At 39.1% G+C, this 22,794-nt stretch carries 25 protein-coding genes; 8 read left to right on the top strand and 17 right to left on the bottom strand.

Features of this window, described 5'->3' with window-relative positions; genetic code table 11:
* Positions 1-42: 42 nt before the first annotated feature.
* Complete coding sequence (gene metG, locus ATS74_RS11370) at positions 43-2,064, bottom strand: methionine--tRNA ligase (RefSeq protein ID WP_058549007.1); 2,022 nt, start codon at positions 2,062-2,064, stop codon at positions 43-45.
* 187 nt (positions 2,065-2,251) lie between these two features.
* Between metG and apbC the strand changes: the two genes are divergently transcribed.
* Positions 2,252-3,328 (top strand): iron-sulfur cluster carrier protein ApbC, encoded by a 1,077-nt coding sequence (gene apbC / locus ATS74_RS11375; protein WP_058549008.1) that lies wholly within the window; start codon positions 2,252-2,254, stop codon positions 3,326-3,328.
* A gap of 5 nt (positions 3,329-3,333) precedes the next feature.
* Entirely contained in the window at positions 3,334-3,918 is a 585-nt protein-coding gene (gene dcd / locus ATS74_RS11380; protein WP_058549009.1) for a dCTP deaminase, read from the top strand.
* A gap of 16 nt (positions 3,919-3,934) precedes the next feature.
* Here dcd and ATS74_RS11385 read toward each other — a convergent pair whose 3' ends face one another.
* Both ATS74_RS11385 and ATS74_RS11390 read right to left on the bottom strand, forming a co-directional pair.
* On the bottom strand, positions 3,935-4,720 hold the full coding sequence (locus tag ATS74_RS11385; protein WP_058549010.1) for a CLCA_X family protein: 786 nt from the start codon (positions 4,718-4,720) through the stop codon (positions 3,935-3,937).
* A gap of 19 nt (positions 4,721-4,739) precedes the next feature.
* Entirely contained in the window at positions 4,740-5,336 is a 597-nt protein-coding gene (locus ATS74_RS11390) for a tRNA-uridine aminocarboxypropyltransferase (protein ID WP_058549011.1), read from the bottom strand.
* Between the two features lie 136 nt (positions 5,337-5,472).
* On the opposite strand from ATS74_RS11390, the gene ATS74_RS11395 reads away from it, so the two are divergent.
* Both ATS74_RS11395 and ATS74_RS11400 read left to right on the top strand, forming a co-directional pair.
* A complete protein-coding gene (locus ATS74_RS11395) occupies positions 5,473-5,817 on the top strand; it encodes an Hpt domain-containing protein (RefSeq protein WP_058549012.1) in 345 nt (114 codons plus the stop codon).
* A 414-nt stretch (positions 5,818-6,231) separates the two neighbouring features.
* Positions 6,232-7,449, top strand: a complete 1,218-nt coding sequence (locus tag ATS74_RS11400; RefSeq protein WP_058549013.1) for a pyridoxal phosphate-dependent aminotransferase — start codon at positions 6,232-6,234, stop codon at positions 7,447-7,449.
* 62 nt (positions 7,450-7,511) lie between these two features.
* On the opposite strand, the gene ATS74_RS11405 is transcribed toward ATS74_RS11400, so the two are convergent.
* From ATS74_RS11405 to ATS74_RS11420, 4 genes are read right to left on the bottom strand one after another with little or no spacing between them, the layout of a single operon-like run.
* Positions 7,512-7,979, bottom strand: coding sequence for a glycine zipper 2TM domain-containing protein (locus ATS74_RS11405; protein ID WP_058549014.1), 468 nt, complete (start codon positions 7,977-7,979; stop codon positions 7,512-7,514).
* Positions 7,980-8,034: 55 nt separating this feature from the next.
* Positions 8,035-8,652, bottom strand: coding sequence for a penicillin-binding protein activator LpoB (lpoB, locus tag ATS74_RS11410; protein ID WP_058549015.1), 618 nt, complete (start codon positions 8,650-8,652; stop codon positions 8,035-8,037).
* A gap of 11 nt (positions 8,653-8,663) precedes the next feature.
* Positions 8,664-9,089 carry a YcfL family protein gene (locus tag ATS74_RS11415; RefSeq protein ID WP_058549016.1) on the bottom strand — a complete coding sequence of 142 codons (426 nt, stop codon included), beginning with the start codon at positions 9,087-9,089 and terminating at the stop codon, positions 8,664-8,666.
* Between the two features lie 8 nt (positions 9,090-9,097).
* A complete protein-coding gene (locus ATS74_RS11420; RefSeq protein ID WP_058549017.1) occupies positions 9,098-10,462 on the bottom strand; it encodes a COG3014 family protein in 1,365 nt (454 codons plus the stop codon).
* A gap of 414 nt (positions 10,463-10,876) precedes the next feature.
* Between ATS74_RS11420 and ATS74_RS11425 the strand changes: the two genes are divergently transcribed.
* Positions 10,877-11,746, top strand: coding sequence for a DMT family transporter (locus ATS74_RS11425; RefSeq protein ID WP_058549018.1), 870 nt, complete (start codon positions 10,877-10,879; stop codon positions 11,744-11,746).
* Between the two features lie 18 nt (positions 11,747-11,764).
* Here ATS74_RS11425 and ATS74_RS11430 read toward each other — a convergent pair whose 3' ends face one another.
* The 7 genes from ATS74_RS11430 to ATS74_RS11460 form a co-directional block, all read right to left on the bottom strand.
* Positions 11,765-12,451, bottom strand: a complete 687-nt coding sequence (locus ATS74_RS11430; RefSeq protein ID WP_058549019.1) for a M15 family metallopeptidase — start codon at positions 12,449-12,451, stop codon at positions 11,765-11,767.
* Positions 12,451-13,581, bottom strand: a complete 1,131-nt coding sequence (gene dapE, locus ATS74_RS11435) for a succinyl-diaminopimelate desuccinylase (protein WP_058549020.1) — start codon at positions 13,579-13,581, stop codon at positions 12,451-12,453. Before dapE ends, ATS74_RS11430 begins: the two co-directional genes overlap by 1 nt.
* Entirely contained in the window at positions 13,581-13,925 is a 345-nt protein-coding gene (locus ATS74_RS11440) for an ArsC family reductase (RefSeq protein ID WP_058549021.1), read from the bottom strand. Before ATS74_RS11440 ends, dapE begins: the two co-directional genes overlap by 1 nt.
* A 4-nt stretch (positions 13,926-13,929) precedes the next feature.
* Positions 13,930-14,427, bottom strand: coding sequence for a PTS glucose transporter subunit IIA (locus ATS74_RS11445; protein WP_058549022.1), 498 nt, complete (start codon positions 14,425-14,427; stop codon positions 13,930-13,932).
* Positions 14,428-14,430: 3 nt separating this feature from the next.
* A complete protein-coding gene (locus tag ATS74_RS11450) occupies positions 14,431-14,817 on the bottom strand; it encodes an ACT domain-containing protein (protein WP_058549023.1) in 387 nt (128 codons plus the stop codon).
* A 227-nt stretch (positions 14,818-15,044) separates the two neighbouring features.
* Positions 15,045-17,204: a phosphate acetyltransferase gene (pta, locus tag ATS74_RS11455; protein WP_058549024.1), complete on the bottom strand. Its 2,160-nt coding sequence runs from the start codon at positions 17,202-17,204 to the stop codon at positions 15,045-15,047.
* A gap of 2 nt (positions 17,205-17,206) precedes the next feature.
* Entirely contained in the window at positions 17,207-18,421 is a 1,215-nt protein-coding gene (locus tag ATS74_RS11460; RefSeq protein WP_058549025.1) for an acetate kinase, read from the bottom strand.
* 256 nt (positions 18,422-18,677) lie between these two features.
* Between ATS74_RS11460 and yfbV the strand changes: the two genes are divergently transcribed.
* Entirely contained in the window at positions 18,678-19,124 is a 447-nt protein-coding gene (gene yfbV / locus ATS74_RS11465) for a terminus macrodomain insulation protein YfbV (RefSeq protein ID WP_058549026.1), read from the top strand.
* On the opposite strand, the gene ATS74_RS11470 is transcribed toward yfbV, so the two are convergent.
* The 3 genes from ATS74_RS11470 to xthA are packed head-to-tail and all read right to left on the bottom strand — an operon-like array spanning position 19,108 to position 21,367.
* Entirely contained in the window at positions 19,108-19,911 is an 804-nt protein-coding gene (locus ATS74_RS11470; RefSeq protein WP_058549027.1) for a putative RNA methyltransferase, read from the bottom strand. The two genes, yfbV and ATS74_RS11470, sit on opposite strands and share 17 nt — an antisense overlap.
* Positions 19,908-20,555: an energy-coupling factor ABC transporter permease gene (locus ATS74_RS11475; protein ID WP_058549028.1), complete on the bottom strand. Its 648-nt coding sequence runs from the start codon at positions 20,553-20,555 to the stop codon at positions 19,908-19,910. The genes ATS74_RS11470 and ATS74_RS11475 overlap by 4 nt, the downstream gene beginning before the upstream one ends.
* A gap of 5 nt (positions 20,556-20,560) precedes the next feature.
* Positions 20,561-21,367, bottom strand: coding sequence for an exodeoxyribonuclease III (gene xthA, locus ATS74_RS11480; protein WP_058549029.1), 807 nt, complete (start codon positions 21,365-21,367; stop codon positions 20,561-20,563).
* Positions 21,368-21,607: 240 nt separating this feature from the next.
* Between xthA and ATS74_RS11485 the strand changes: the two genes are divergently transcribed.
* Positions 21,608-22,039, top strand: coding sequence for a hypothetical protein (locus ATS74_RS11485; protein WP_058549030.1), 432 nt, complete (start codon positions 21,608-21,610; stop codon positions 22,037-22,039).
* A 222-nt stretch (positions 22,040-22,261) separates the two neighbouring features.
* Positions 22,262-22,783, top strand: coding sequence for an EF-hand domain-containing protein (locus ATS74_RS11490; RefSeq protein WP_058549031.1), 522 nt, complete (start codon positions 22,262-22,264; stop codon positions 22,781-22,783).
* Positions 22,784-22,794 lie beyond the last annotated feature (11 nt).

The raw sequence follows: 22,794 nt of genomic DNA on the forward strand, positions 1-22,794 counted from the left end.
CTGACAGTATCAGCGGTTTTTAAATGGGTTATTAGCGTTAGCTTACATTACGCGCATACCAGGCTCTGAGCCGTCATCTGGGTTTAGAATATAAATTTCTTTACCGCCAGGACCTGCGGCTAATACCATGCCCTCAGACATACCAAAGCGCATTTTACGAGGCTTAAGGTTTGCAACCATTACTGTAAGCTTACCTTCGATGTCCTCTGGTGCATAAGCTGATTTAATACCCGCAAACACTTGGCGAGTTTCGCCACCTAAATCAAGTGTTAGCTTAAGTAGTTTGTCGGCGCCTTCAACGTGCTCTGCTTTTGCAATTTTAGCTACGCGTAAATCTACTTTTGCAAAGTCATCAAACTCAATTTCATCGCTAATTGGCTCTTTTGCAAGTGGGCTATTTGGGTCAATCGTTACTTTTGACTCTAGGCTTTCTTTTGATTCTTCAACCATTTTATTCACTTTATCCATTTCTACGCGTTGCATTAACGGCTTAAACTTATTAATAGGGTGGCTTACTAGTGCATTTTGAACACCATCCCACGCTAATTCATCATTTAAAAACGCTTCAACGTTTTCAGCCATTTCTGGTAATACAGGTTTTAAGTAAGTAATTAATACGCGGAACAAGTTAAGGCCAAGTGAGCACACTTCGTGCGCTTCTTGCTGTTTTGTCTCGTCTTTAATTAACACCCAAGGAGCAGCACCATCAATAAACTGGTTTGCCTTATCGGCAAGCGCCATAATTTCACGAATTGCACGGCTGTATTCGCGGTTCTCGTAATGGGCAGTAATACTTGGTGCAGCTGCTTGAAACTCTTCAAGTAGTTCTGGCTGCATAATGATGCTACTTAGCTTGCCATCAAACTTTTTAGTAATAAATCCTGCACAACGGCTCGCTATGTTTACCACTTTACCTACTAGGTCTGAATTTACACGTTGTGCAAAGTCTTCTAGATTTAAATCAAGGTCAATAATACCGCTGTTTAATTTAGCCGCGTAGTAATAACGAAGATACTCTGGGTTTAGGTTATCTAAATAAGTACGCGCTTTAATAAACGTACCCTTAGATTTAGACATTTTTTCGCCATTTACGGTTACAAAACCGTGTGCAAATACGTTTGTAGGCTTTCTAAAGTTAGCGCCTTCTAGCATTGCTGGCCAAAATAAGCTGTGGAAGTAAATAATGTCTTTACCAATAAAGTGATATAGCTCTGCGTCTGAGCCTTCAGCCCAAAACGCATCAAAGTCGATGCCTTTTGTGTCACACAGGTTTTTAAAGCTTGCCATGTAACCAATTGGTGCATCTAGCCAAACGTAGAAATATTTGCCTGGTGCATTTGGAATTTCAAAACCAAAGTAAGGCGCATCACGGCTAATATCCCACTGCTGCAGGCCATCAGTGAACCATTCGTCTAGCTTGTTAGCCATTTCTTGTTGAATAGTACCTGAGTGTAACCACTCTTTTAACATGCCTTCAAATGCTGGTAAGTCAAAAAAGTAATGCTCTGAATCTTTTAAAATAGGCTCAGCACCAGACATAACAGAGCGTGGGTTAATTAGCTCTGTTGGGCTGTAAGTTGCGCCACACGAATCACAGCTGTCGCCATTTTGGTTTTCAGACTTACATGTTGGGCAAGTACCGGTTACGAAGCGATCGGGTAAAAATATGCCTTTTTCAGGGTCAAACAATTGCGAAATAGTGTGCTTTTTAATATGACCGGCATCGTTTAGGCGGTTATAAATAAGTTCGCTAAATTCTTTGTTTTCTTGGCTGTGAGTGCTGTGGTAATTATCAAACTTAATGTTGAAGTCGGCAAAGTCGCGTTGGCGTTCAATGCTTACATTTTTAACCATTTCTTCAGGCGTGATCCCTTGCTTTTGCGCATTTAGCATAATTGGCGTGCCGTGAGCATCGTCGGCACAAACATAATATGCTTCGTGGCCTTGTAGCTTTTGAAAACGTGACCAAATATCAGTTTGAATGTATTCCAATAAATGGCCTAAGTGAGTAGGGCCATTAGCATAAGGTAATGCGCTGGTAATCAGGATCTTTCGCTGCGTCATAATCATTCCGAATTGAGGATAACTCATCATTTTAATAGTGAAAATGGAGATTATCAGTAATTTATCTACAAGCTAGAGGGCAAGAGTGCGCACAGCTTATGGATTTTTGTTAATTGACTGGTGTTAATGCCCTGAATGTTACATAATTCCGTGGCACTTTTCATCAAAGAAACGCTATTTAATTGCTATGTTTGGACTGTCGAAACTATTCTCTTCTAAATCGGTGCAAAAACAACCGATTATTACTGCCTTAGCGGCGTATCGTAGTGCGGCTTTTGCCGTAGGAATTGATGAGAGCTTCATTGATTCTATTTCTCAAAACGACGATAAATCAATACTAATTCAATTGACACTGCCATTTGCAGCGCAATCAGAAATGCCACATGTTCAGCAGCATGTAAGTGAAAGCTTAAGCGTGCCTGTGGTCATTGAATCTGTGGTTAACATTAAAGAGCCTGCCAAATTTAAAGCCATTAAACACATTGTGCTTATTGCCTCGGGTAAAGGTGGTGTGGGTAAATCTACCACCGCGGTAAATTTAGCGGGTGCGCTTAAAAATGAAGGTGCAAAAGTAGGGATTTTAGACGCTGATATTTATGGGCCATCTATTCCTATGCTTTTAGGACTCGTGGGCGCAGAGCCACAAACCAAAGATAACAAACTACTACAGCCATTTGATGCCAACGGTATTAAAGCCCAGTCAATTGGTTTTTTAGTGCCAGGTGATGACGCAACAGTATGGCGAGGGCCAATGGCATCGGGCGCGCTAAATCAATTATTAAACGAAACCGATTGGGGCGAGCTTGATTATCTAATTGTAGATATGCCGCCAGGTACCGGTGATATACAACTGACTATGAGCCAAAAAGTACCCGCAAGTGGCACCGTTATAGTTACTACTCCACAAGATTTAGCTCTGGCCGATGCGCAAAAAGGCATCGCCATGTTTAATAAAGTAAACGTACCTGTGCTTGGTTTAATTGAAAATATGAGCCATTACATTTGTACTCACTGTGGTGAAGCAAACCATGTATTTGGCAAAGACGGCGCAGAAAAGCTCGCCCACAAACATGGCGTTCCAATATTAAGCCATATTCCACTTGCGATAGATATTCGAGAATACTCTGAGCAGGGCAAACTTATTGCAAGTGATAACAGCGCCGCAATAAGTAAAACATACAGCGCAGCAGCGAGGCTAATGGCCAGCACGCTTTACTATCAACAGCATCACAATGCGATTGAAATTGTGATTACAGAAGATTAATAAAAATGAGACTTTCAGACACACATATTAAAGAATACTTAAACGATGGCCGTATTGTTATTGAGCCTGCGCCAACGAGCGAAATGATTTCGGGTGTTACAGCAGACTTACGCTTAGGGAATAAGTTTAGAACCTTTAATGCACATAATGCAGCATTCGTGGATTTAAGCGGCCCTAAAGATCAGTTAAATAAAGCTATGGAATCAATAATGAGTGAAGAGATTGAGCTTGCCGATGGCGAAGCTTTCTTTTTGCACCCTGGCGAGCTTGCTCTGGCTATTACATATGAAAAAGTAACATTACCTGCTGATATAGTAGGCTGGTTAGACGGGCGTTCGTCGCTTGCCCGACTTGGTTTAATGGTGCATGTAACTGCACACAGAATCGACCCAGGCTGGAGTGGTAATATTGTTTTAGAGTTTTACAATTCAGGTAAGTTGCCACTAGCGCTGCGCCCACTGATGAAAATTGGTGCTATGAGTTTTGAAATGCTCTCAGGCCCGTGCGAAAACCCATACAATATTCGCAAAGATGCAAAATATAAAGATCAAAGTAGTGCGGTAGCAAGTCGTATTAGTGACGATAAATAACCGCCTAATATAGACATTACTCGTCTATTTTATGAAGCGCATAACCCAGTAATTCAAAATAACGGTTAAGCGCTTTATTTGCTTTATTAATATGCTGAGCATTTGGGTATATTAAATTACTGCTTTTTAAGCCACTGACCAAAAAGCTATTTTGAATAGTGCTGTGGGCATCTATGCAGGCTTCAAAGCAGCGCGCTGCTAATTCCTCAGGCATACTCATGTAATTCATGTTATGCGCTTGGTCGTGTTTTATGCAAGTTTGCACAAATTCATTTGCATCTTCCCCATCAAAATCTAAAAATACGTTTTTGTAAAAATCGTTAAGCTCATTATTAAGTGGGTGCGATAAATTAGGCGTATTTGAAAGCCATAATTTTGATGCAAAACCAAAGCGAGGTTTTGCTGCAAATAAGTGCTCGCTTATATGATGATCAAATGCATGAAACCATTCGTGAGCCAATGCGCCACCGCCCGCATTTTTAGCTAAAGCAAGGGTTTGTGAAGCTGCGTTATAATGCGCTTGTACGCCTTTTTGACCGCCATGCCCAAAGGCAAAATTAAGTTTACCGCGAAGGCCTATCGCTTTAGGCGGTAAATGGAGTATTTGTGCAAGGTCCGCTAGGGCATCGTAAATTAAATTAGCACTAATAAAACGCTCTTCTTTGGTTACCCATTTACCTACCACCATAGATCTAAATCCAAACGTGTTTCTTATATCGCTAAAATCAACTTGGTCGTCAAAGCGATAGTCTGGGCCTTGGCGAGTAAAGCCTCGCTTTAATCTATTGGGGTAATTACGCATTAAAGTTTTGCCGCCGTATTTAAGCTAAGTAACGTGCTTTTACGTGCTCAGGCATTTGTTGGGTTTGTTTTTGTATTAATTCATCTAATAAATTATAAAGTGGAGCAGGGTTTAACTGCTCTATTAAAAACAAACTATGAGCAACGGCTTCAAGTGTTGAAAGGCTATCGGCTCTAGGGGCTTTTCGAATAGCGTAGCGGCTTTTAGGTAATTGCTTAAAGCTGATTGTTTTAAACTGATTTAATAACGTAGTGAGTTGTAATATTTTGTAGGCTTTTTTCCATGTGCCATCTATCACGATTAAATGAGTGATTTTGTTTAACTCAGCGCTTTGAGCTTTATCATCTAAGTTTATAGCCTGCTCATTAGGGTAAAGTAAAACCGTTGTTTCTAAAGGCAGACTTTTTAATATATCAAAGTCGTTATTATTTTCACCTTTGATTATTTGGCAACCACTTAGGCTTAAATTAAGTAATTTAGCGGTATTTTTTGCTATTTTTTCTTCACTGGGGTGTTGTAGAATAATAACGTTTACGTGGTTATTTACATCTTTAACTGCACTACAAATACAAGTAGAAAGTGAAAAATTACAATTATTACAAAGTGTGCGTGCCATTTAATAAACTTTTTTGCCAGTATGATCCTCATAATTATACATTTATAAGGTAATTAAGTTGGTTTTTTTTACGCATCAATATAGAGTAATAGTATTGACATAGATTTAACACGGATTGTTTTTAAGGGCTTAAAATATGACACAAATTAGTATTGATGAATCTGCATTAGAAAGTATGGAATCGTTATTAGGTGAACAATTTCCGGATACGCTTGATTTTTGCTGTGCAGAATTTGAACGTTTAGGTACAGACGTTATGGCTACTATTGGCCAAGATAAAGAAGCGGCTATTCGCCACTCTCACAGTTTAAAGTCTAACGCTGCGCAGTTTGGCGCATCAAGCCTTGCTGAAGTTTCTCGTATTATTGAGCAAAGCTTAACTGTTGACGATTTAGCGCAAGCAACCGATGCCTCAAATAATCTGATGGAGCAAGTTAAAGGCTCTCAAGTTAAATTAAATGAGTGGTTAGCGTCTCGTTAAAATATGCAGCTTAAACGTGAATTTATTTCAGTATTAAGCACCTAAATTGACTAGCATTTTACGCCTTTACTAGGTTAGTCTAAATACTCACTAGGGCGTGCTGATCTTCTTGGATTGAATTGGCAACGAGTGTCTGGTTTTTAGGTTAGGCAGAGCCTATGCTGTGTGGTTTTTCTACATAAATAGGCGATAACAACACATAAATTCCAAACATGCATTGCCCAGAGGGGTTTTCCTTGGGGCTATTTTTTCTTTGTTACTCACTTTTACCTATTCTTACATAGATGTAAGCCTGTAGGGTAACGCAGGAGCCGTTAGCGAGCCCACTAGGTTACACACCTCACGTCGCGATTAAATCGCCCCTAGGTTGAACAAATTTAATCTATAAAGCCAATACGCCCTAAAGAGGTAATAATGTCTGAAATTAAAAAGAGTCACAAATTAGAAGGTGTATGTTATGACATTCGTGGGCCGGTTTTAGCGCAAGCTAAAAAAATGGAAGACGAAGGTCAAAAAGTATTAAAACTAAATATAGGCAATCCGGCCGCCTTTGGCTTTGATATGCCAGAAGATATGCACCGCGATATTATCCGCAACTTATATTCAGCCCAAGGTTACTGTGACTCTAAAGGCCTCTATTCAGCCCGTGTGGCTATTTATCAGCATTACCAACAACGTGGTTTACATAACTTAGATGTAGATAATATTTACATTGGTAATGGCGTAAGTGAGCTTATTCAAATGATCACCCAAGCGCTATTAAATAATGGCGACGAAGTGCTTATTCCAGCACCTGACTATCCTCTTTGGACTGCATCGGTGACGTTATCTGGTGGTAACCCAGTGCATTACCTGTGTGATGAAGAGCAAGATTGGTTTCCGGATATAGCTGACATAAAAAGTAAAATTACATCTAAAACTAAAGCTCTAGTACTAATTAACCCTAATAACCCGACAGGTGCAGTGTACAGCGACGATTTACTCATGCAGCTGATAGATATTGCACGTGAGCACAAACTGTTACTGTTAAGTGATGAGATTTACGAGAAAATTTTATACGATGGTATAACGCATACCTCTATTGGATCACTTTGCGATGATGTGCCAATTATTACTTTTAATGGCTTAGCTAAAACATATCGTGCTGCCGGGCTAAGAATGGGCTGGATGGTTTTAAGCGGACGTACTTCGGTTATGGATGATTTACGAAAAGGCTTAGAAATACTTTCATCTATGCGTTTATGTGCCAATGTACCTGCGCAATACGCAATTCAGCAAGCGTTGGGCGGTGTGCAATCAATTGATAGCTTAATAGACCCGGGCGGGCGTTTATACGAGCAAAGAGATATTGCTTGGCGCGGTTTAAATGCAATTGAAGGTATTAGCTGTAAAAAACCCAAAGGTGCATTGTATGCATTTGCTAAAGTAGATACAGAGCATTTTAACGTTAAAGACGACGAAAAAATGATGTACGATCTGCTAAAAGCCGAAAAAATATTACTTGTTCACGGTAGGGCATTTAATTGGCCTGAACCTGATCACTTTAGATTAGTGTTTTTACCAAGCAAAGATGACTTGTCGGATGCAATGATTAAAATGAAGCGTTTTTTTAGAGATTATCGACAAGTGTAATTACTATAATGCATAAAAAAACGAGCCAAATTGGGCTCGTTTTTTATTTATAAATATTTAGACTAGTACGCTTTATCTACACGTACGGTGTTATCACTTAAATAGACTAATCGTACATTGTCGCCTCTGCTAAAACGCATTGACTGGTCTTGATCTTGAACTACCATAAACTGGTCGCCATTTTCGACTTGTATTAACAGTTCAACAAAATTACTTTGCTGATAATGGCTTTGCTGTTGCTTATTGTGTGCAACACTTCCGCCAATAACTGAGCCTAAAATAGTTGCCACTGTGCGCCCACTTCCGCCACCAAACTGATTACCTATTACGCCACCTAGTAAAGCGCCGCCGAAGGTTTTCCAACCGTTGTTTTTATCTTGTATGAGTTCTTGTTCGGTAATATTACGCACCGATTTTACATCACCAAATAAAACCTGTTGAACAGGTACAGCTTTATTTCGCTCATATTGGGCAAAAGTTGGCGCGCTCATAGTAATTAGAGCACACATTACTAATGTTATAGCTTTCATAATAACCTCCTATTGGTAGCAAGTACGGGCTTATTAGCCCGTAAAGGCTTAGTAACTACCAACCAAATGTCGATTTTTCTTTAGTTTTACGAATTTCAGTTTCGTCAGCCCATTCTACAAGGCCGCTTTCCATATCCATTAAGCGCATTGTAAATTTGTAATATACGTCTGATTTGTCTGCATTTGATTTAACTATGCTCGATAAGTTTCCGTATAACATGTATTGCGCTCCAATTTGCTTACCAAAGGCAACGGCTGTTGCTGGGTTAACAAGGGCGTCTTCGTTTTGAAAATTAAGTTGTTCACGCACTGACTCAACACGTGTCATATCTACAAAACGAAACTTACCACTGCGAAGCATTTGCGTAGAGATTGAATCTGTGATTGATTCTGTATCAATGTGCTCGCTGGTTTTGTTTTTAATACGCTCTACAAATACAACAGGGCGCTTGTTAGCGGTCATTGTGCCAACAACCGGCGAACTTAATAATGAGTCGGTCATTTGGCTGGCAACTTTTTGTAAATCGGTAGAGCCAAAGTTAATATCGGTTGTTTCTACAGCTTGTGCATCGCCGTAACTTACAACTGCTTTATTTGCACAGCCGCTTAATACTAACGCGCTTAAACCTACTAAAGCATAAGTAGATACTGTTTTAAATTTTGTGTTGATCATTGTTGTTTCCTCTAATCTTTAAATTCTTGTGATTCGGTAGACACTTCTCTAACAGCTAAAGAAAACGTAACCGCATCAGAGCTTGGTGCTAAGCCCGGTAATTGAGTTTTTGCAAAACCAAATAGGGTAAGTGCTTGCCAAGGCGAGTGATTGCCTTTAATTATAAAACCGTCTTTATCAAACCAATTAAATTGGTACTGTAAATATTGTGACTTTTTATATTGGCTAGAAAGTGTGACTACCACGTCGGTTAACTGGTTAGTTTGACGCGTTTTTACATCAGTAATCGCCAGCTTATTACCTAAATCTGGGTTATCAACACGCAACTGCTCATTAAAACTGTTTTTGCTTTGTTCAACTGATATTCCTGATGTAACAGGTTGGGTTGCACATGCACTTAGCATTAAGACTGCAAGTAGTGGCACTATGTATTTCATGATGACTCCTAGAGTTGAACTACATGGTAGTTGAAGTAGTTATTAATAGAGGTTAGGTAAATTAACGTTAACCTTTGCTTACTAACGGTAAAATTTATAGGCGGGTGATTGCCTATATTAACTAAGTGCTCGCCTGCGTTGACGCTACTGCGAGCTACACTTATTTGATTAGGAAGCGTAAGCCAGCTGCGAGTATCGGCTTGCTCAGACGCTAAATTATAAATATTGGCCAGTATATTTCCTACATCACCAGCGCTGCGGGCAAGCTCTGCTCTGACTTTTTCTTTAGCGACTAGGCGCAGTACTTGACGCGCTACTTTTGCAGGTATTTGTTCTTCTAATGTTTTTGCTGCAAGTGCTTCTATATGTACTAATGGGCTTAGCTCTAAACTTTGTGAGTCTATGTTGATATTATTTACACCACGCACGTAGGCGTTATCTTTATATACTGGCATTGCAAGGCTATAAAAACGTGCATCGCCACCGGATGTATATATTGGTAGGCGTAATTTAAATTCATCTTGTTTAGGCACTAAGCCTTGTTCAAATAGCACAACTACCTCGCCTTGATTTGCAGATATGCTTGATGCATCGCTATAGCGCTTTTTAAATTCAGCTAAGTCTTGATCAAACCCTTGTTTTTTAGCAAGGCGCATTACATCACGCTGTAAATAAATGTTATCTGGTTGTATAGCTAGTGCTTTTTTGTAATCTATATAAGCATCGTCATATTGTTTAGCGCTTTGGTAAAGCAAAGCCGATAAGTAAAACGTATACGCATTTTGAAAGCCATTTTCAACGTCTCGTGTAACGTTACTCATACTTGGGTAGTGTTGCTGTGCTTGTTTTACTGTTGAGTCTATGTCTGTTTGGTTATCTGCTAAAGCATCTACTTGAACTTTGTTAGCGCGACGCACTTCTACAAGTGCGCCTTCAATATCATTTTTATAAACATAATTTAATGCTTTAAAACTATGTAACATGCTCATTTCGTAAGCGGGCGGTACATATGTAATGGCTGAGTCGTTAGTAAATAATGCATTACTTTGCTCAAGCCCTGCACTTAACTGAACTTTTGCAGCTTCTCGCTTATTTTGCATTTGCGTATACACATTTTCAAACTTGGTTTGAGCATCTGATGGTGCGTTTGCTAAATCGTTTAAACGAGCTTGTTCTAATTGGTTAAGTAAGTAGCTGCTGTGCATAGCGCTATTTTTAGCAATGAGCGACTGTGCTTCTTCGAGATTATTATTTTCGAGCGCATGTCTTACAGGTGTCATTTGAGTGGCGTAGTCGTTAAATAGGTCGTTAAAACCCATTGTGCTACAACCACTTAAAATGCAACAAAAGCTTAAAATTATACTGCGGCGCACTGAGCACTCCTCTAAATTTACTTTCACACATTAACATGTTTTTTTTAGTTATATGTACGAAACATTGTAAGAAATCGTAGAGTAACGTTGGTGAACAATACGTGAATTTTTATATTCAATATATTGCTTCAAGAAAATCATAAATCAATTTTTGAGTCGATAGTTGTTCTTGTTGAGTCGCACAATTACTATAAAACAGATTTTATTAAAATATAACGTTATACCTAGTATTGCTTACTAGGGTTATCGGTTTTGTATCAAGGTTTTAAATGTGTAACCTAATTTTGTAAAAGCACATACACTCTTTGCACCACAAGGCTAATCCTGTTTAAATGAATCAGCCTGCTGAGTTTAATGTATAAAATTAATCGATTGCTTTTATAAGGCTATTATTTTTGTTTTTAAGGAATTTTTTTGAAAGCCACTTTATATACACTTATTGCTTTAATTGCGTTTGCCGCAAATTCTTTGTTTTGCCGTATGGCGCTCGCGCAAGGTTACATAGACCCGTGGAACTTTACAATAATTCGCCTTTTAAGTGGTGCTGCCTGCCTAGGGATTATAATGGGGGTTTATAGTTACAACTTAAAACGTAAAGGTGCATTTAACCGTGAAATTTTAAACGATAGAGGGAGCTGGCGAAGCAGTATTAGCCTATTAGTTTATGCGCTGAGCTTTTCAATTGCGTACGTAGAACTTGATACTGGCACAGGTGCACTTATTTTATTCTCAGCGGTGCAGTTAACGATGATTGGCTGGGGAATTTATCAAAAAGAGCAATTAAGTGCATTGCAATGGGCAGCATTTATTGTGGCGTTGGGTGGTTTTGTGTATTTAATGCTGCCATCAGCCGCTGTGCCTTCAGTTTTAGGCGCATCCCTTATGGCATTAAGTGGCGTAGCGTGGGGTATTTACAGCATACGCGGTAAAGTATGTGTATCGCCGCTTCGTACTACTGGGTTTAATTTTATTAGAAGTTTAGTAGCTGTGCCTATTTTATTGCTAGTGGGTATGAGCTATATAAAAACGGTGAGCATTGAAGGAGTTTTACTAGCATGTGCGTCAGGTGCGATAGCATCAGGTGTTGGTTATAGTATTTGGTATGTAGCTATGCCGCTGCTTAAAAGTACACAAGCCGCTGTGGTGCAATTATGTGTACCGGTACTTGCAGCTGTAGCTGGGGTGCTGTTTTTGTCTGAGCAATTAACGGTTGAATTTGTAATAGCAAGCTCACTAATACTAGGTGCTGTTCTGGTCTTTATATTAAATAAGCACAAAGCCTAGTGATTAAGTAAACCCGCATTATGGCGGGCTTACGTTACTTATAAAACGTTTATAAAGCGCAGGTAGGTTGGCTAAAATAGCTGACTTACCAAGTAACTCACTGTTATTAATACACTCGTAAAGTATTTTCTCGCTAAGCACATCAACCATTAATTGTGATTGTTTAATATGGCTAATATGCCAAAGCTCAGGCGCAACCCCGTCTAAATCATGTTTATAAGGGCGATAAAAACCAAATTTAGCTAAGTTATTGTTAAGCCAATTGCTCAAAGGGGCGAATGGGCCGCCTTGCTCATACTCATTTGGAGTTAGCTGTAATCTGTAATCGTCATTTACTGCCGCTTTATCAAATATATCAAGGTCGGTGCCTAAATGATGTCTACTTGCGCCGGGCAGGGCAGAGTAGCGCATTATAGCAATACACTTATTTATATCCGTTAATTTGGTTAAATCTACGGGCTGTTGCTGCTTATTATAAACAGGGCGACTACCTGAAAATTTATTGTTCCAAATCATCGATTGGCGATCAAAATCTCTAAAGCTTGAGGCAATTGTTAGATCAAAACCTGCATTTTTAGCTGCATTTTGTAGCGCTAAAAAATCATCAATAATCTTGCTATGTAAGCGATGGCTTTGAATATCAGTTAAATGTGTATCACTTTGCCCAGTAATACACTCACAGGCTATTAAGTTGCTTAAGGCCATTATGTTAAAAGGTTTTCGAGGATTTGTTCGTAAATATCGGCAAGTGCGATTAAGTCATCTGTACTTACACATTCATCTACTTTATGAATTGTGGCGTTACGCGGTCCAAGCTCAATAACTTTTGCGCCTGTTTGCGCTATAAAGCGTCCATCAGATGTCCCACCGGTGGTTTCTAAGTTGGTAGTAAGCCCTGTAACAGATTTAATAGCACTAACAGTGGCATCCACAAGCGGGCCGTGCTCAGTTATAAATGGCAGACCATTCACTATCCAGCTTAGTTCGTAGTTTAATTTGTGCTTTTGTAATATTGCGTTTACTCGTGCTTGTAATTGCTCATGCGTTACTTCGGTACTAAACCTAAAGTTAAATTGTATTTCAAGCTCACCTGGTATTACATTACCCGCACCAGTACCCCCATTTATGTTTGATACTTGAAAGCTAGTTGCTGGGAAAAACTCATTACCCTCATCCCACACTGTTTGGCTAAGCTCAGTAATGGCTTCAGACGATAAGTGAATAGGGTTTTGTGCTAAGTGTGGGTAGGCAACATGGCCTTGTATACCTTTTACTTTTAAAAAGCCAGTTAGAGAGCCGCGGCGACCGTTTTTAACTACATCACCTAATACATCACGTGATGATGGTTCACCAACTAGACACATGTCGATTTTTTCACCGCGCGCTTCTAATGTATCTATTACGCGAGTTGTGCCATTTATAAATGGACCTTCTTCGTCTGAGGTTATTAAAAATGAAATAGAGCCTTTGTGATCTGGGTTTTTAGCAATAAAACGCTCAGTTGCAACGAGCATTGCTGCAAGAGAGCCTTTCATGTCAGCGGCGCCGCGACCATGTAACAAACCATCTTGTACCAAACCCGAAAACGGTGGATGTTGCCAATTTTGTGCTGGGCCTGTAGGTACAACATCGGTATGTCCTGCAAAGCAAAAATGCGGTGACTGAGTGCCCTTACGTGCCCATGTATTTAGCGTATCAGTAAAAAATAATGATTCAATATTAAAGCCAACCGCCTTTAGGCGATCGTTCATCATTTGTTGGCAGCCAGCATCTTCAGGTGTTACCGATTCACGCTGAATAAGTGCTTGTGCAAGTGCAATTACATCGTGTGTCATTATTTAAAAATCTCATCATATTGAGCAGCTTTAAAGCCTAAATGGTAGCTACTATTGTTTACAAGTACAGGGCGTTTGATCATTGCTGGCTGCTCAACAAGTAGCTCTATTGCAGACTCTTTAGTCAGACTTTGTTTTTGCTCATCAGATAATGCGCGGTACGTGGTGCCGCGTTTATTAACTAGCTGTTCCCAGTCTAGTTTGTCTGCAAACGTCCTAACCATTTGAGTGTTTACGCCATCTTTTCGATAGTCATGAAAAGTAAACTCAATATTATTATCTGCTAAGTATTTTTTAGCTTTTTTTATCGTGTCGCAATTGCTTATGCCGTATAGAGTGATCATAAATCTACTTCTTTTTGATAATAGTTAATAGGGGATCTGCACCCGCATTTACATGCGTATGAGAGTAATGAAACGTGCCTAAGGTATGGCCGTTGAGTAATATTAAACTTGCTAGCATGGGGGTATCAAACTTACGCAGGTCAAAATACGCAAGACGCTGACCTTTATGTATTTCACTGCCGTTAAGCTGGGCAATATGGGTATGAGTAATAGGTTGTGAGCCAGAAATAGTTAAGTTTATTAACACTTTTAGGCCATTTTTAGCCTGCAAAATAAACTCAGTACCTGCGTTTTTTACTTGAAGTAATGTGCCATCGAAAGGCGCTAAAATTTTATGACTGCTAAGGCTCACCATAATACCAGGACCAAGCGTGCCATATTTAAAAAAAGGTTCGGGATGGCTATCAAGCATGGCTACTTTACCAGTAAATGGGCTAGTAATTGTAATTGCATTATTGGGTGTTTTATTAACGGCTAAATAATCAAGTTGCTGTGCTTTCATTGGCTAATCTGCTACCACATTGTAGCCATCATTTTTTAACGCTTTGAGCGCTTTTGAAGCTGTTTGTTTTTTTACCAAAATATAGTCTGTATCGTAAGTTGATATTGAAAAAATAGAAATTTTAGCACTGGCGAGTACGCCTGATATATTAGCCATTATACCTGTGAGCGAAAAGCCTAATGGGCCAACCACTTCTAGTGCTTGCCAGTCAGGCTCTGTATCTAAGCTTTGGATTTCAAATTCACTAGGGCAAACAATCGATAGTTCATCGTGAGTTTTAGAAATAAAAAATAAAGGCTGTTTTAAAAGTGCCGAAGGTATGTTGGCATCAACGTCTAAACTATGAATAGATAAAAGCGTGCTGTGTAATTGTAATGTTTGTTTTGACATTAAACGCCTGCGATACAGCCATATTGATAGCTTTATAGTATAGATTATTGGATTTAAATTAAAGGTGTATCAGTGACTAAAGTAGCGGTTTGTAGGCAGGTTTTAATAAAGATTAAAAACTTACCCACAATTTCTGTGGATAAGTATGGGAATTGGTAGGTATAAATAGCCTAACTTATTAATTATTAAATAAATAATAGCTAGGCTATAAAAAGCACACGTTTAGATTATTGCGTAATTAAAGCTTCTGCTTGGGCAGCCTGAATAGCCGTTAATGCAATAGTGTATACAATATCGTCAACTAATGCGCCGCGGCTTAAATCGTTAACCGGTTTACGCATACCTTGTAGCATAGGGCCGATACTTATTAAATCGGCACTACGTTGTACGGCTTTATAGGTTGTGTTACCGGTATTTAGGTCTGGGAATATAAATACGGTTGCTTTACCTGCAACTGGGCTATTTGGCGCTTTTTTAAGAGCAACATTTTCCATAATTGCGGCGTCGTACTGAAGGGGGCCATCAATAATTAAATCAGGGCGTTTTTGCTGTGCTATTTTGGTAGCCTCACGTACTTTTTCTACATCGGCACCAGTACCAGATGTACCTGTACTGTAACTTATCATTGCTACACGCGGCTCTATTCCAAACGCGGCAGCTGAGTCGGCTGATTGAATTGCTATATCAGCAAGTTGCTCTGCATTTGGATCTGGGTTTATTGCACAGTCGCCATATACAAGAACTTGATCAGGCAGTAGCATAAAAAATACAGAAGATACGAGCGATGACCCAGGGGCTGTTTTAATGAGCTGAAGTGGCGGGCGAATAGTATTAGCTGTTGTATTTACTGCACCCGATACTAAGCCATCTACTTTACCTTGCTCTAGCATCATAGTACCCAGCACTACGTTATCTTGCAGTTGCTCTTGCGCCACAACGGCTGTTAAACCCTTACCTTTACGTATTTCTACCATAGGTTCAATGTAGTCGTTAATAATGCTCTTAGGTTCTACAATGCTTACGTGCTCGTTTAACTCTATCCCTTGTTGCTCTGCAATACGCATAATTTCATCGCGATCACCTAGTAATATAGTTTTAGCTATACCACGCTGGCCACAAATAGCGGCGGCTTTAATTGTGCGTGGCTCGTTACCTTCAGGGAGTACGACTGTTTTACCTGCTTTACGGGCTTTATCTGTTAATAAGTAACGAAATGCTGGTGGTGACAGCTTACGTGTTTTACCGACACTTTTAACGAGCGTATCTAGCCAGTCTGAATCGATAAACTGTGCATTATGATCTTTTACTTTTTCAATACGCTGGTCATCATCGCTAGGTACTTCCATATTAAAATTATGAAGCAGTAGGGATGTACGCCATGTATCGGCTTCGGTTGCAAGTATTGGTAAACCCGTTTGCATAGCTTGTTCACACAGTGCCATTATGCGCGCTTCAGGTTCAAAGCCACCGGTTAGCAATATTGCGCCAATTTTAGTGCCATTCATGGCTGATAAACATGCAGCAACAAGTATATCTGAGCGGTCGCCAGGTGTTACTAGTAATGCACCGGGAGTAAAGTGATTCAAAATATTTGACACAGTTCGGGCACAAAATGTAATACGACGCAGGCGACGATGTAGCATGTCACCTTCGTTAATAATGGTCGCTTTTAAATACGCACTTAAATCTTTAACGCGTGGTGCAACTAAGTCAAAGTCCCACGGGATGGCACCAAGTAACATAAACGGGTTTTTTCTAAAAATAGGTAAAGAAGCTAAGCGGTTTAGCTCGTTATCTAATTCTTCAGGTTTGTAGGCGTCGACTAAATCCGCACGTGCGCGGCCTTCTTCATCAAGAGGGGCATTTACTTTATTAAAAATACAGCCAAGAACACGTGGGTGGTCAATACCGCCGTAGTTACCCGCTGCGATTTCAAGACGATCTTCTATTTGCGTAATATTGTAGTTGCCGGGGGTAAGTACAAAAACAATGTCGGCACCGAGTGTTTGCGCTATTTCGCGGTTTACGCGCCCAGCATAAGGTTGCCTACGGGTAGGAACCATACCTTCAATAATTGCAACTTCATCATCGTTAATTTTACTTTCAAATCGCTCAACAATTTCTTCAAGAAGGTCGTCACCACGGCCATCACCGATCATTTGTTCGGCGTAATCCAATGCAAAGGGAGTAGGCGGATTAATAGGTGAGCCCTGAGTAACTATTTGCGTTGATTTTTCTGGCCCAGTTTCGCCTGAGCGAGGCTGTGCTATTGGTTTAAAAAAGTTAACTTTAACCGTTTTTTGCTCTAAAGCGCGCACTAATCCAACAGAAACAGAGGTTAAGCCAACGCCTGTAGACACCGGGATAAGCATAATACGACGTGCCATAATTACAGCTCCTTCACAATGTTTGCGGCATCTAGGGCAATAACCCATTCTTCGTTAGTAGGCATTACTACTGCTTTTGATATTTTATCTGATGTGCTAATAATACCTTGCGTGCCAAAGCGAGCGTTTAAGTTTGCTTGCTCGTCACAGTTAAGGCCTAAGTAGCCAAGCTGTTTGATTACATTTGCACGAATAATATCGGAGTTTTCACCAATACCGCCGGTAAAAATAAGTGCATCTAGTCGTTGTAATGGCACCATGTAAGCTGCAATTTGTTTAGCTAAACGATAACAAAAAATATCAAGCGCCAATTGTGCTTTTTTATGTCCTGCAACTGCGGCTTCTTCTATTGTACGGCAATCATTAGAAAGCTCACTGATACCTAAAAGGCCACTTTCTTGGTTTAATAAGTTATCAATTTGTTTTGCGTTGTAATCTAGCTGGGTAGTTAAAAAATTAAATAAACCTGGGTCAATATCACCACTACGAGTACCCATAACTATGCCTGCCAGCGGTGTTAAGCCCATGCTTGTATCAACGCTTTTCCCGTCTTTAATTGCGCAAACAGAGCAACCATTACCTAGGTGAGCGCTAATAAAATTACTTTGCTCAATAGGCTGGTTTAGTAACTTAGCTGTTTGGCCTGCAACGTAATAATGGCTTGTACCATGCATGCCGTAACGTCTTACACCGTAGTCGGTATAAAGCTTATAAGGTAATGCATATAAGTAGGCAACTTCATCCATGGTTTGATGAAAAGCGGTATCGAATACGGCTACTTGCGGTAAGCCTGTAAAGGAATTTTGCGCTGAAGAAATACCTAACAAGTTAGCATGGCCATGCAAAGGTGCTAAAGATGATGCTTTAGTAATGCCTTCAATTACAGCATCATCAATTAAAACTGATTTCGTAAAATGCTCACCACCATGAACAACCCGATGACCTACAGCAATTAAGTACTCATCAAGGTTGTGATCTTTTATTAAGGTTACAAGCGTATTTATAGCCTCAGCATGTGCTTGGTTTGCACCCAGCTCAATTACTGTTTTAGCGCCATTATATTTGTATTTAATAGACGGCGCGTCAGCACCTAAGCGCTCAGCTAGGCCCGAAATTATTTCGTGTCCATCGTTTGCATCAATAATGGCAAACTTTAAGCTAGAGCTACCACAATTTAGTACTAAAACATGTTGTGACTTAGGGGAGGTTGTTGGCATAGATTTAATTTCCATAAACAAATTAGTAAGTGAGCGTTAAGTATTGGGCGTTACACTTGAGCTGATAATGGCTAAAAGTTTAATTTAGCACTGCCTATTTTAACTTAGTTCAGCAATTTAGTTTAGTGTTTTGGCTGATTTAGCAGCTAAATTAAGTGTTTTTACCGATAAAGTGTAACTCCCTTATTTTGTGTTACACTTTGGAAATAGCCAATATTGAACTTGAATTTAAAAGCAGTATCTGTGAGGAGTCATGATGCAAAAAAGTGTGATGTCACAACTACAAACGGGTCGTTTGTATGCTAAAAACTGGCCTATGCGCAAAGAGCTGGCACCTTTATTTTTAGAATTTAGGGTAATAAAAGCGACTGAACTAGCTATAACTGTGATGCCAATCTTAGCTATGCTTACTTTGTTTTTTCAGCTTAACTACTTAGGCCCTGACTTTTTACCACAAGCAATTGCTAGCGCATTATTTTTTATATCACTGCCTCTACAAGGTATATTTTGGCTAGGTAAACGAGCACAAACACCTTTAGAGCCCGCAATGCAAAAATGGTACACCGAGCTTTATACAAAAATGGTAGAAAACGGTTATCAAGTTCAACTTAGTGAAAACAAGCCCCGTTACATGGAGCTTGCTAGCTTACTTAAAGATATGTTTGAAAAAATGGATAGGGCGTTCACTAAAGAGCAGTTTTAATAAACTGAGTTATGTAAAACGATAAGGTGACCTTGTGCTCACCTTTTTCCTCGAGCGCTGTCCAGTGCTCGGGTCTAAATTTCCACGCGAATGGCGTCATCATAATCAAGTTTTTAATGTCGGTTACACCGAGTGTAACGGTTTCAGTTAAAAGCGATTGTGCTGATTTATCAAAGCCTTTTGGTGTTGTTATTTCTGTGTGTTCATTTATATTTGAATAAATGTACGATTTGAGTTCTTTTAAATGCCAAGGCCCAGGGCTTACTACTACTAAGGTTGTGTTTTCATTTGCTAGGCGCGCTAGCTCTAGCTCAAATAAAGGAGCAAAAACACTAACAAGTACATCAGCAAATTCATTTTTAAACGGGGCTTGGCTTATAGAAGCCACGCTAAAATGGCAGTTAGGGTAACGCTTAGCGGCATATTTAACCGCAGACTTTGAAATATCAACGCCGTATACCTGCGCGTTCGTTTTATTTGCTATGGCTTGAGTATAAAACCCTTCACCACAACCTAAATCTACAACAGTATTAGCGCTTATATTGCTAATTGTATTACTAAGGCTTTGCTGTAAAAAACTGTAATGACCAGTTTCTAAAAATGCACGTCTAGCTTGCACCATTTCTAGAGAATCGCCCGGTTGCTTCGAATTTTTTTGCTGTACTGGCAGCAAGTTAACATAACCTTCTTTTGCAAAATCAAAACTATGATTATTAGTACAACGAAGCGTAGAGTCTGTTTTTATAAGTGTTTGGTTACACAGTGGGCATTGATATTGTAGACTCATGAGTCTAGGTAGTCCTTATCGTAAAAAGTTTTAACCCAGTGTGGGCGGTAAGTGATCATAATGGTAATAGCCATACCATTGAGCATTGCTTCAGGAAACCAAATTATAGCACTCAAATAAACGTAGTTATCAGCCAGTTCTTGCCAATTGTATTGACCTATTGCCAGATAAAATAATGCACCTAAGCTTATTTTTATACAGGCAATAAACCCAGCTGTTATAAATGCACAAACAAATATATAAACAAAAAAATGACGGGGTAAATATTGGTAACTGATTAAAAAGCCAAGGTAGCTCAATAATATAGGTATAAAGGCGCCAATAAGTATTTGCATGGGTAACAGATTAAGCTCGATTTGACCAACGGCAGTCAATAATGCACTGGCTAGCACAGAGCTTAAAATAGCTGATCGCCACCCTAAAATTAAGGTCGCTGCCGTAACACCTAAAATGTGTAAATCGAGGCCTGTTAAAATACCGGCTTTTATACGCCAAAGCACAGAAAATACTATAGCGCATGCAAGCACACCCGTTTGACGTGCGGGTGTTGTATAAAGTGCTTTATATGTTTTTTTATCAAAGCTTAGTAAAGCGATAATAATAACAAGGGCCCAAAGTAGCCCTTGTAAAGTAAGACTAATCATCAAAACTATTTAAATGCAGACCAAATAGGTGCGTGATCCGATGGTTTTTCAATACCGCGTAACTCGTAATCAATACCTGTATCTATGCAGCGTGCTGCAAGGTCTTTAGTAGCAAGTACTACGTCGATACGAAGGCCTCGGTTATCAACAAACCCTTTAGAGCGGTAATCAAACCATGAATATTGATCGTTTGTTTCGGGATTTTGCTCTCTAAAGGTATCTGTAAAGCCCCAATTTAATAATGTTGCTAACCACTCACGCTCTTCTGGTTGGAAAGAACATTTACCTGTTTTTAACCAGCGCTTAGCGTTTGCATCACCAATGCCAATATCTAGGTCGGTAGGGGAGATGTTTATGTCGCCCATTACAATTACGTCTTGCTCTGGTGTGTGGTTAGTTTCAAGGTGGGTCATTAAATCTTTGTAAAACTGGCGTTTATAAGGAAATTTAGTTTCGTGATTAATGTTATCGCCTTGTGGGAAATAACCATTCATAACGGTTAGGTCGCGGCCATTATCTTGTTCAACGGTTACGCTTATCATACGTTTTTGTGATTCATCAGTATCTGTTGCAAACCCGTTTAAAACCGATTTAGGTTCTTTTTTGCATAACATAGCTACACCGTAATGTGCTTTTTGACCATGAAAATAAACGTGGTATCCCATTTTTTGAACATCTTCTAATGGGAATGCTTCGTCATGAACTTTAATTTCTTGCAAGCCAATAACGTCTGGTTGATGTTTATCTATTATTGCTTGTAATTGATGAAGGCGGGCACGCAGACCATTGATATTGAAAGAAATCACTTTCATAAAATTTACCTTAAAATTGGTTCTATTTAGTGGCATAAATTGTATCAGTAAATACGCTTACATAACATGACTGAATTGAGTTAATAGCTGCACAAATGTTGATCAAATGATGGCTAAAGTTTAAACATTGTAAATGCATTATTAATTAATTAAATAAATAAAAAATTCAATTGATATTAACTATTTTGAATATATAATGCGCAAAAATTACTTGTTTAGCTCGTTCAAATAGGATCTCTCATGAAAACACAACTACTTTTAGCTACCGCTTTATTTGCATCTGCAACTGTTTGTGCACAAAGCAACACTTACTTCAGCCAAGACAACAAACTTGAGTCTAAATTATGTGTATTAAGTGCTAACGAAGGCTTTAGCGTTGCCCGTAAAGAAGCTGCGCAACATGGCGTTTATTTATCTCGTTTTTCTAAGAGTATTTTGTGTAACGGTGAAGACATTCGTGATATCGCTAAAAAAGCGACGGCAAGTACTTCATCAGTAGATAAAGTAGAAGTATTTGCTAAAGATGCACACCAAGAAACACAGTTATGTATGACTGCACTTAAAAAAGGTTTAGCACCAGTACGTCAAAAGATTGGTAACTTAAACTCTTTAAAATGTAATGGTCAAAACGTAACTGAGTTTGTTAAGCGTTACCAAAACGCTGCAATTTAATTTTAAGCTAAAAATTATCTTTTAGAAAATGCCTGGTTTTAACCGGGTATTTTTTTGCAAAAATTACAAGGTAGGCTGCAATCATTGCAAAGCTAAGTAATTGATTAGAGTATATAAAATAAGCTAAAAACTACTAACCAATTGATAGTTAGAGTGTTATTTATATTGGCATCGGACTTGTATTAGTTAAAGTGACATTTACTAACTACAAGGATACGTCTTATGAAAAAGTTAACACTAGCAACAACTATTTTAGCATCTTTGAGCTTAGCGGCTTGTGCATCAAACCAAGGTTTAGAAAAAATCGATAGCGATTTTGCAAGCTTAGATAACGACAGTGATGGTTATATTTCAAAAGTAGAAGCAGATGATGACAGCATCTGGGGCCATTTTTCAAATATTGATACCAACATGGATAATGAAATCAGTCGTAAAGAATTTAACGCTTACATGCAATTAAATACCGGTAAGGTAGCCACTGACAGTGAAGTTAGTGAGTCAGCATTTAAAGCTAAAATAGCAAAGTTTGATAAAATCGAAAATGATTTTAGAAGCTTAGATAACGATAAAAATGGTTATATTTCAGTAGAAGAAGCTGACGATGATGATATTTCGAACCATTTTGGATACATGGATGGTAATAACGATAAGCGCATCAGCAAAGGTGAGTTTAAAGGTTATATTAAAAAATACGGTAAAGCGGTAGCTGAAGATGATGCTCTTAAGGTATTGAGACACAGCTAATATTACCTAAA

The organism is Pseudoalteromonas sp. H103 (genome assembly GCF_001469205.1).
Lineage (GTDB): Bacteria > Pseudomonadota > Gammaproteobacteria > Enterobacterales > Alteromonadaceae > Pseudoalteromonas > Pseudoalteromonas carrageenovora.

Excerpts from the sequence above, each read along its gene's own strand:
- metG (WP_058549007.1), bottom strand. The coding sequence starts at position 2,064 with ATGACGCAGCGAAAGATCCTGATTACCAGCGCATTACCTTATGCTAAT.
- apbC (WP_058549008.1), top strand. The coding sequence starts at position 2,252 with ATGTTTGGACTGTCGAAACTATTCTCTTCTAAATCGGTGCAAAAACAA.
- dcd (WP_058549009.1), top strand. The coding sequence starts at position 3,334 with ATGAGACTTTCAGACACACATATTAAAGAATACTTAAACGATGGCCGT.
- ATS74_RS11385 (WP_058549010.1), bottom strand. The coding sequence starts at position 4,720 with ATGCGTAATTACCCCAATAGATTAAAGCGAGGCTTTACTCGCCAAGGC.
- ATS74_RS11390 (WP_058549011.1), bottom strand. The coding sequence starts at position 5,336 with ATGGCACGCACACTTTGTAATAATTGTAATTTTTCACTTTCTACTTGT.
- ATS74_RS11395 (WP_058549012.1), top strand. The coding sequence starts at position 5,473 with ATGACACAAATTAGTATTGATGAATCTGCATTAGAAAGTATGGAATCG.
- ATS74_RS11400 (WP_058549013.1), top strand. The coding sequence starts at position 6,232 with ATGTCTGAAATTAAAAAGAGTCACAAATTAGAAGGTGTATGTTATGAC.
- ATS74_RS11405 (WP_058549014.1), bottom strand. The coding sequence starts at position 7,979 with ATGAAAGCTATAACATTAGTAATGTGTGCTCTAATTACTATGAGCGCG.
- lpoB (WP_058549015.1), bottom strand. The coding sequence starts at position 8,652 with ATGATCAACACAAAATTTAAAACAGTATCTACTTATGCTTTAGTAGGT.
- ATS74_RS11415 (WP_058549016.1), bottom strand. The coding sequence starts at position 9,089 with ATGAAATACATAGTGCCACTACTTGCAGTCTTAATGCTAAGTGCATGT.
- ATS74_RS11430 (WP_058549019.1), bottom strand. The coding sequence starts at position 12,451 with ATGGCCTTAAGCAACTTAATAGCCTGTGAGTGTATTACTGGGCAAAGT.
- dapE (WP_058549020.1), bottom strand. The coding sequence starts at position 13,581 with ATGACACACGATGTAATTGCACTTGCACAAGCACTTATTCAGCGTGAA.
- ATS74_RS11440 (WP_058549021.1), bottom strand. The coding sequence starts at position 13,925 with ATGATCACTCTATACGGCATAAGCAATTGCGACACGATAAAAAAAGCT.
- ATS74_RS11445 (WP_058549022.1), bottom strand. The coding sequence starts at position 14,427 with ATGAAAGCACAGCAACTTGATTATTTAGCCGTTAATAAAACACCCAAT.
- ATS74_RS11450 (WP_058549023.1), bottom strand. The coding sequence starts at position 14,817 with ATGTCAAAACAAACATTACAATTACACAGCACGCTTTTATCTATTCAT.
- pta (WP_058549024.1), bottom strand. The coding sequence starts at position 17,204 with ATGGCACGTCGTATTATGCTTATCCCGGTGTCTACAGGCGTTGGCTTA.
- ATS74_RS11460 (WP_058549025.1), bottom strand. The coding sequence starts at position 18,421 with ATGCCAACAACCTCCCCTAAGTCACAACATGTTTTAGTACTAAATTGT.
- yfbV (WP_058549026.1), top strand. The coding sequence starts at position 18,678 with ATGCAAAAAAGTGTGATGTCACAACTACAAACGGGTCGTTTGTATGCT.
- ATS74_RS11470 (WP_058549027.1), bottom strand. The coding sequence starts at position 19,911 with ATGAGTCTACAATATCAATGCCCACTGTGTAACCAAACACTTATAAAA.
- ATS74_RS11475 (WP_058549028.1), bottom strand. The coding sequence starts at position 20,555 with ATGATTAGTCTTACTTTACAAGGGCTACTTTGGGCCCTTGTTATTATT.
- xthA (WP_058549029.1), bottom strand. The coding sequence starts at position 21,367 with ATGAAAGTGATTTCTTTCAATATCAATGGTCTGCGTGCCCGCCTTCAT.
- ATS74_RS11485 (WP_058549030.1), top strand. The coding sequence starts at position 21,608 with ATGAAAACACAACTACTTTTAGCTACCGCTTTATTTGCATCTGCAACT.
- ATS74_RS11490 (WP_058549031.1), top strand. The coding sequence starts at position 22,262 with ATGAAAAAGTTAACACTAGCAACAACTATTTTAGCATCTTTGAGCTTA.